This is a genomic window from Pseudomonas sp. 39004, assembly GCF_028682155.1.
GTDB classification, from domain to species: domain Bacteria; phylum Pseudomonadota; class Gammaproteobacteria; order Pseudomonadales; family Pseudomonadaceae; genus Aquipseudomonas; species Aquipseudomonas capeferrum.
Genome location: NZ_JANIAG010000217.1, coordinates 1 through 7763 on the forward strand (window position 1 = coordinate 1; position 7763 = coordinate 7763).

Annotated in this window: 8 protein-coding genes; 4 read left to right on the plus strand and 4 right to left on the minus strand. The window is 57.6% G+C overall.

Features of this window, described 5'->3' with window-relative positions:
• Positions 1–179 precede the first annotated feature (179 nt).
• The gene (gene fdhA / locus NP534_RS24205) at positions 180–1379 is read left to right on the plus strand and encodes a formaldehyde dehydrogenase, glutathione-independent (RefSeq protein WP_274100383.1); all 1200 of its coding nucleotides are present in this window, start codon (positions 180–182) and stop codon (positions 1377–1379) included.
• 104 nt (positions 1380–1483) lie between these two features.
• Here the strand turns inward: fdhA and NP534_RS24210 are convergent, their stop codons facing one another.
• On the minus strand, positions 1484–2470 hold the full coding sequence (locus tag NP534_RS24210; protein WP_274100384.1) for an RHS repeat-associated core domain-containing protein: 987 nt from the start codon (positions 2468–2470) through the stop codon (positions 1484–1486).
• An 87-nt stretch (positions 2471–2557) separates the two neighbouring features.
• Complete coding sequence (locus NP534_RS24215; RefSeq protein WP_274100385.1) at positions 2558–3532, minus strand: RHS repeat-associated core domain-containing protein; 975 nt, start codon at positions 3530–3532, stop codon at positions 2558–2560.
• A 445-nt stretch (positions 3533–3977) separates the two neighbouring features.
• Between NP534_RS24215 and NP534_RS24220 the strand changes: the two genes are divergently transcribed.
• The 3 genes from NP534_RS24220 (at position 3978) to NP534_RS24230 (ending at position 5243) form a co-directional block, all read left to right on the plus strand.
• A complete protein-coding gene (locus NP534_RS24220; protein WP_274100386.1) occupies positions 3978–4226 on the plus strand; it encodes a hypothetical protein in 249 nt (82 codons plus the stop codon).
• Positions 4227–4242: 16 nt separating this feature from the next.
• Entirely contained in the window at positions 4243–4515 is a 273-nt protein-coding gene (locus tag NP534_RS24225; protein ID WP_274100387.1) for a DUF3077 domain-containing protein, read from the plus strand.
• A gap of 152 nt (positions 4516–4667) precedes the next feature.
• Complete coding sequence (locus NP534_RS24230; RefSeq protein WP_274100388.1) at positions 4668–5243, plus strand: DUF2780 domain-containing protein; 576 nt, start codon at positions 4668–4670, stop codon at positions 5241–5243.
• An 11-nt stretch (positions 5244–5254) separates the two neighbouring features.
• Here NP534_RS24230 and NP534_RS24235 read toward each other — a convergent pair whose 3' ends face one another.
• Positions 5255–6172, minus strand: a complete 918-nt coding sequence (locus tag NP534_RS24235) for an RHS repeat-associated core domain-containing protein (RefSeq protein ID WP_274100389.1) — start codon at positions 6170–6172, stop codon at positions 5255–5257.
• A 116-nt stretch (positions 6173–6288) separates the two neighbouring features.
• Positions 6289–7638 (minus strand): APC family permease, encoded by a 1350-nt coding sequence (locus NP534_RS24240; RefSeq protein WP_274100390.1) that lies wholly within the window; start codon positions 7636–7638, stop codon positions 6289–6291.
• Positions 7639–7763: the final 125 nt, after the last annotated feature.

Sequence of the window (7763 nt, forward strand, 5' to 3'; positions counted from 1 at the left end):
GGGCCGCAAAGCGGCCCCAGCTTTTGGTCTGCCGTAAAAAGGCATCCCCCTGTCGTTTTCAGTCAGTGCATCTCGCCCCATCAGGCCCACAATTCCCCTCATTCCAGTAACACATGCCGCCCATGGATGGCGGCGCTTCAACCAACGCTGCATAAATAAAAACCAAGCGAGGTAAGAGCATGTCTGGCAATCGTGGAGTGGTATATCTCGGCGCCGGCAAGGTCGAAGTACGCAATATCGACTACCCGAAAATGCAGGACCCGCGTGGCAAGAAGATCGAGCACGGGGTGATCCTCAAGGTGGTCTCCACCAACATCTGCGGCTCCGACCAGCACATGGTCCGCGGCCGTACCACTGCCCAGGTCGGCCTGGTCCTGGGCCACGAAATTACCGGTGAAATCGTCGAGCTGGGCCGTGACGTCGAACGCCTGAAAAAGGGCGACCTGGTGTCGGTACCGTTCAACGTCGCCTGCGGCCGCTGCCGCTCGTGCAAAGAGATGCACACCGGCGTCTGCCTCACCGTCAACCCGGCCCGCGCCGGTGGCGCCTACGGCTATGTCGACATGGGCGACTGGACCGGCGGGCAGGCTGAATACGTGCTGGTGCCGTACGCTGACTTCAACCTGCTGAAACTGCCGGATCGCGACAAGGCCATGGAAAAGATCCGTGACCTGACCTGCCTCTCCGACATTCTGCCGACTGGCTACCACGGTGCCGTGACGGCCGGCGTTGGCCCAGGCAGTACCGTTTACGTCGCGGGTGCTGGCCCGGTTGGGCTGGCCGCTGCTGCCTCGGCGCGTCTGCTGGGTGCCGCCTGTGTGATCGTGGGTGACCTCAACCAGGCCCGCCTGGCGCACGCCAAGTCCCAAGGCTTCGAAGTGGTCGACCTGTCCAAGGATACCCCGCTGCACGAACAGATCATCGACATCCTCGGCGAGCCTGAAGTGGATTGCGCGGTGGATGCAGTTGGCTTCGAGGCACGCGGCCATGGCCACGAAGGTGCCAAGCACGAAGCCCCGGCCACGGTGCTCAACTCGCTGATGCAGGTCACCCGCGTGGCCGGCAACATCGGTATCCCGGGCCTGTACGTGACCGAAGACCCGGGCGCGGTGGACGCCGCCGCCAAGATCGGCGCGCTGAGCATCCGCTTCGGCCTGGGCTGGGCGAAATCGCACAGTTTCCACACCGGCCAGACCCCAACCATGAAGTACAACCGCCAACTGATGCAGGCGATCATGTGGGATCGCATCAATATTGCTGAAGTGGTGGGCGTGCAGGTGATCAACCTGGATCAGGCGCCGGAAGGCTACGGCGAGTTCGATGCCGGGGTGCCGAAGAAGTTTGTGATCGACCCGCACAAGATGTGGGGCGCGGCGTAAGGCGCTGTGAGTGAAGAAAGCCCCTCTTGATGAGGGGCTTTTTCATGGCGGCTGTCTGGAGCCTTGGGGCATACCCATTCCTTGGCCGATGCTGGGCGTCACTGTCAGGGATCATGCCTGCGGCTGTAATTTGGATGGTTGCGGATGTTGCTCGCAACACGCACGTGGTAATCAACCAGAGCGGCATCTCCTGGAGGCGTAGCTGATCGGCTTGAGGATGGCGTGGTATCGCGGGAGGAGTCGGTTGACCGCGAGCCAGGGGCGAGCTCGTGCACGTGGGTTGGCCGGCTTGGCTCTTGCGTAGCGCCCAGCGGCCTGACAATGGCTGTCGGTCTACTGGCGGTGCTTGGCGGCGGTAGTAGAGGCTCACGCCTTGCGGTAAGGCTCACCCATTGAACCGGAGTTGGACGAATATCAGCCTGGACAGGGGGCACGTGCTGGAGGGCTACTGTTAGTGCCGCAATCGGGCTGCGTTCCGGCAGGGAAGGTCGTCTGGGCTGAATTCGAGGGCTGCCGGCACCGAGGGTTTCCAGTGAGGTAGTTCTGTTCAAAGTCGAAGGATTGAGCCAGCGTCCGACCGGCGTTGCGCTATTTCGAGTGACCCGCATGATCTGCCCATTAGCCAGGAAGCTCAGTTTGTGGCCGCTAGGGTCTACAGCATTCACGGGATTGGCCTGGCAATAGCAGTACGCGTTGATCCCGCCCTGCCCGAAGGGGCTCCAGTCGTCGGGTGATTGAAAGCGCATCAAGCCTGAACTGTAGGAACGATAACCGCTGCCCAGTGGATAGCAGCCAGATGCTCGCTCGAAGTATTCGCCATTGAAGCCCAACAGTGTGCGCGACGACGGCAACCCGGGATTATGCCCGTAGGCGGAGTACCCGTGCGGCTCGTCTTCATCGGCCTCCTGCACCCACAGCACCGAGCCCTTGTCGTCGGTGGTCAGCAGGCCCACCGTGGTGCTGTCGGCCGTTTGCTGTTCGGCCAATGGCAGGTCTGGGATGCGGAAGATGGCGCGATGATGCTTACCCTGCTTCACGGTAACGAGCTTGCTGCCTTGGTAGAAGAAGAGCAAGTGGTTTTCCCGAGACATGGTGAGCTCCTGTAAGTCTGGTTGTGCACACGGACCAGAACTTCAGGCACTGGTGCGAGCGAGTGCATGGTCGAATAAAAGTTTGGTTTAGTACCGGTTCGGACGAGGGGCACGAACACCTCTGATTTGTTCTTGTGATTGAGCGATAACGCGCTCGAAATTGAATTGGGACTTATTTTTTGCGAAAGACGAGAGCTTTTCTACTACGGTTATATTTACGCCCACTTTTTGTTGGGATGCACGACTAAGATCGATAGTGTCGTAAGTGCCGACTTTTCCGTAATAGCCGATCGATGTGCGCCCGGTGAGGTTGCTAATATTCTGGATGAAAGATGGCTGGTTGTCGGTAGGATTTGCCGACATACATGCAATTATATGGGTGTCATGTTTATTGGTGTCAAAGCCAGCTTTTTTGATGTTTCTAAGGAAAGTCGAAGCATTCGTGTCCCCAAAAGCGGAATCTATTGTTCCACCGCCGCCGTGAGTGACAACGGTGATCGCGCGTTTGTTTTTTATGGTTGGGTGTTTCGCCATGAAAATGAATTGGCCTTCTACGGGGCGAGCTGTTCCAGAAAAAGTTCTTGATCTAGTGAAGAATCTGAATTTCCCCGAGGGGTCGCTATAGTTAATGGGGTCGCCTTCGACAAATGCATAGCTGTTGATTCCGCCCGCGCCGAAAGGGCTCAGTATGTCGGGGGTCGAGAATCTCATCGCTGACGGGAGATAGGTGCGTGCACCATTGCCCAGTAGATATCCATTGATCTCTGAATGTAGTCTCTCTCCGTTGAAAGCTAGCAATGCCTTGTTCGTACCTTGGTATTGACTGTGCCGGTACCCATAAGCGGTGAACGCACGTGGCTCGTGTTCATCACTGCTGCTTAGTACTGAATCGCTACTGTCTGTCGCCAGCAGCTTTACCAAGGCAGATGCCTCAATATTAATTTCCCCTGTTACCATATATGAAGCACGGAAAATGCGCTTAATTTGTGTGTCTTGCTTAACAGTGATTAGTTTTTCATTTTGATAGAAATGCTTTGTGACTATTGCGGTAATTCTGGTCATTGCATCAATCCTCGGCCAGGAAAAAACCTACTCTTGGGCATGGCAAAGCAGGAGCCAAGGCCCCAGTATTCGGTTGCCGCGCGATACAACACAACTGGTAGAAGTGCTAGGCCGAGGGGGCTTTCCCTACACTTAATTAAGAAAAGTCTTGCGGCAATGTGCTTGTGTAGGCGGGTCCTAGGAAATACCCTACGACGTCTGTCGACTCCCGTCTGATTGCCCCCGGAATGCTTTGCCCTCTAGGCTCACCGGGTCGCTGTAAGGTTCAGCGATCGGGTGTGGAAACCCGCTTAAGCATTCAGGTGTTGTCGTCAATGGCGGCTGTACGCGGGAGGCCTCGTGCCTACCGAGTTTTCCTGAATGCGCTCGGGTTTCCACCCCGTGTACAGCTGCCACCCAACGTGTGGAAACGATCGGAGCAGCTACATTGCATTCAGGTAGCCATATGAAAAAAATCGTCCCCGATCCACCCCGCCTTAAACTGTTCAACACCCTCTATTCCTCAATCCACCCCGATTTGATTCCGCTCGACGCCTTGTCTGTCGCCAGCGAGATGCTGCTGGGTATCTCGGAAACCGTCGACGAGTACCGCCGCATCCATACCGGTGAGCCGGGCCTGCACATGCTTGCCAATGTGGTCCATTGCGCCGATACCGCACACGCGTTGATCGACCACGCGCTGGCGCGTATGTGAAGGAGGGTGTAGGGCGATGAGCGACGATAGACAAGCAAACGTAACGGTTGGCGCCAAGACCTTCTGCGAGGCTGGCGAACAGCCCAGCCATCTGTTCCGGGTGATGCCTGGTGTGCCGTTCGAGCATGCCTATGAGCAGGTTTCGGTACTGCTGGGGTACATCAAGCATTTGGTGCGCGAAGGGGATATGGAGGATGACCATAAACTGCTCGGTGCTGCCGATTACCTGAGTGCGTTAGCCAAGGCGATCATGGATGACATCGAGCTTGCTCGGAACAAAAGGCACTGACTGGGCCAGTCTGTTAGCGGGGGCCGCTGTGCGGCCCTTCGCGGGGCAAGCCCGCTCCCACAGCATCCCGATCTGCGGCCCGGAACAAACCTCCAATCGCTTAGTCGAATGCCTCGTTTCCCAGGCCATCCCGGCCTACGAGGTCCCTCCCGATGAAAGCTCTCACCCTGGCAACCCTGATGACCCTGGCTGCAAGCCCGGTGTTCGCCTTCAACCTCAGCGACGCCGCCAACGCCGTGTCGGCCATGCAGAACCAGAAACAGCAGGGCCAAGTGCAGGCGCCCGAGGCCCAGGCCAACTTGCTCAACACCTTGGGCAGCGAACTGAACATCACCCCGGAGCAAGCCGTGGGCGGGGCAGGGGCGATGCTGGGGCTGGCGCGCAATAACCTCAGCGCGGACGATTACGGCCAATTGACCAAAGCGGTGCCTGGGCTTGACCTGCTGTCGGGCGCCAATGCGCTGGGCGGGTTGAGTGGGCTGGGTGAAATGCTGGGCAAGAACAGCGAAAGCCATTCGGCGCTGAGCAATGCGTTGGGTAACAACGTCGAGAACCGCAGCGACCTGGACAGTGCGTTCAAGGCGCTGGGGATGGATACCGGCATGATCGGGCAGTTTGCGCCGTTGATTCTGCAGTACCTGGGGCAGCAGGGGATTGCCGGGTCGTTGCTTCAGAGCCTGGGTAGCCTATGGACCGCGCCGACGCCAGCAGCACAGCCACTCACCTGATTTACGGATGCCTATGTGATGGGATAGCTACCCACGCTCTGACGAAATTGGGTGATATGCTGGCGATGTTGGAGAGCGATTCTGCCAAAGGCAACCGCTTGCTCGACGCGCGCGCTGGCTACGAGCAGCTTACCGAAGGCCGCAAAGTCATCATTGACTGGCCCTTTGGCAACAGCCTCTAGAACTGCAGTGTTGTGACGGCTCAATGCGTTCGCAATTTTCACGGCGTTTTCTTGCGAAATCGGTGAGCTGGCATCTACACCGCCCAAGTTTATGTTGAGGGTGAGTTGCTTAGGTAATGGCGCAGTTGAATAACGCGGCGGAGTTGGTAGCCCGGGGTCTTCTTTAGGCAAACTGGCGAGGGCTGATGCGTAGGACGGAGGCTCAGGTTCCTTTTGGTTAACTAAGGTGTCGGCAACGGAGGTATGGACAGAGGAGGGTTTGACTGATTTGGAGAAGGTCTTGCTAAAAATTTTGGGTTGTGTTGCTCTGGTTTGCAACATACGCCCATTCGGATCTGTGTTGTTGATGGGGTCGTTGCCGCAGTAACTATAGGCGTTCAGGCCTCCCCGATTGAAGGGGCTCAAGCTATCAGCGGAAAAAAATCTCATCAGCACCGGACTGTAGGCCCTATGACCGTTCCCGAGTAGATACCCTTCTATCGTTGGCTCTTTCCATTCACCCGTGAAAGCGAGCATTGAAGCTTTTTCTCTCGCTGCCAAATATCCAAATGGTGTATAGCTCATGGACGATGCATGATGAATTGAGTCCAGTGTATCACAGGCAAGTGCAATGGCCTGTTGATCTTGTATAAAGGCCAGGGGCTGATGCTGATTGCGAAGAATGTGCTTACTGCGATTTCCATCCAGCAACTGAATGAGAAAGGTGCCCTGGTAAAATCGATAGCTTTTCAATCTGGCAAGCGTCATTTTCAGTAACCGGGGTAGTAAGAACTGGATTTATCGTGCTACTTCCCAAGACAACGCGCTACTGGCAAAAATGACAGGTCTTGCATCAGCGACGGCCATCCTTGGCCATGCTGGAGTTACGCTACTTCCGGAAAATCCATCACTCGCGCTGGTCGACGGAATCCTGCTGTAAGTACGGCCAAGTACGCCAGCCCTAACGCAAACCAGCACAGCCCAATCACCAACGTCAGCGCCGACAAGCTGGTCCACAGCCACAAGGTCAAGCTCAACCCCACCAACGGCACCGCGCCATAGCACAGCAAGCCTTTGAGGTTGCGCTGCGCGCTGTCGTTCATCAGGTGCGTCTTCACCACTGCCAGGTTCACCGCCGAAAACGCCACCAGCGCGCCAAAGCTGATCAACGAGGCGAGCGTGGCCAGGTCGATCACCAGCGCCAGCAGCGAAAACGCCGACACCAGCAGGATGGCGAACACCGGCGTGCCGAAGCGTGGCGACAGATACCCGAATGTGCGCTGTGGCAGCACTTTGTCACGCCCCATGGTGAACAGGATGCGCGACACCGCCGCCTGCGAGGCCAGCGCCGAACCCAGGCTGCCGGCAACGAACGCAGCCGTGAAGAAGTTGGCCAGGAATTGCCCGCCCGCCTTGAACATCACTTCATTCGCCGCCGCATCGGCATTGACGAAGGTGCTGCCCGGGAACACCAGTTGGCTGACGTAGGCCAGTACGGTGAACAGCACGCCGGCAAACAGGGTGGTCAGGATGATCGCCCGTGGCACGTCGCGGCGGGCGTCGCGGCATTCTTCGGCCAGGGTCGAGACAGCATCGAAACCGAGGAACGACAGGCACAGTACCGCAGCACCGGCCATCAACGGGCCAAAACCAGGCTGGGTACCGTCACCCATCAGCGGCGAGAGCAGGTCCACCGGTTGGCCGGCCAGGGTCTGGCAAGACAGCGCCACGAACACCCCGATGAACACGATCTGCGCGCCGACGATCAGGTTGCTGGCCTTGGCCACCGAGTGGATGCCGATCACGTTGAGCACGGTCACCAGCGCGATCGAGGCAAGGATCAGGGACCAGGCTGGGATGGCGGGGAAGGCGATATTGAGGAACAGGCCGATGAGCAGGTAGTTGATCATCGGGATGAACAGGTAATCGAGGAGCAGCGACCAGCCGGCGAGAAAGCCCACATTAGGGCCAAAGGCCATGTTGGTGTAGGAGTACGCCGAACCCGCGACCGGAAAGCGCTTGACCATGAAGCTGTAGGACGTGGCGGTGAACGACATGGCCAGCAACGTGACCAGGTAGGCGCCAGCGGTGCGGCCACCGGTGAGCTCGGTGACGATGCCGTAGGTGGTGAAGATGGTCAGCGGGACCATGTAGACAAGGCCGAAAAACACCAGGGCGGGCAGGCCGAGGACACGGCGGAGCTGGGCGGGGGCGGAGCTAGGTTGGTTGGCCATTGATCGATCCAGGCATTTTTTGTAATTGTGCTTTGATCGATTTTTATCCACTTATGGGGATGATGACAAAGAAGTAATCCTTATGCTGATTATTAGCCAGGCTTTTAATCGAGTTTATCTGGGCC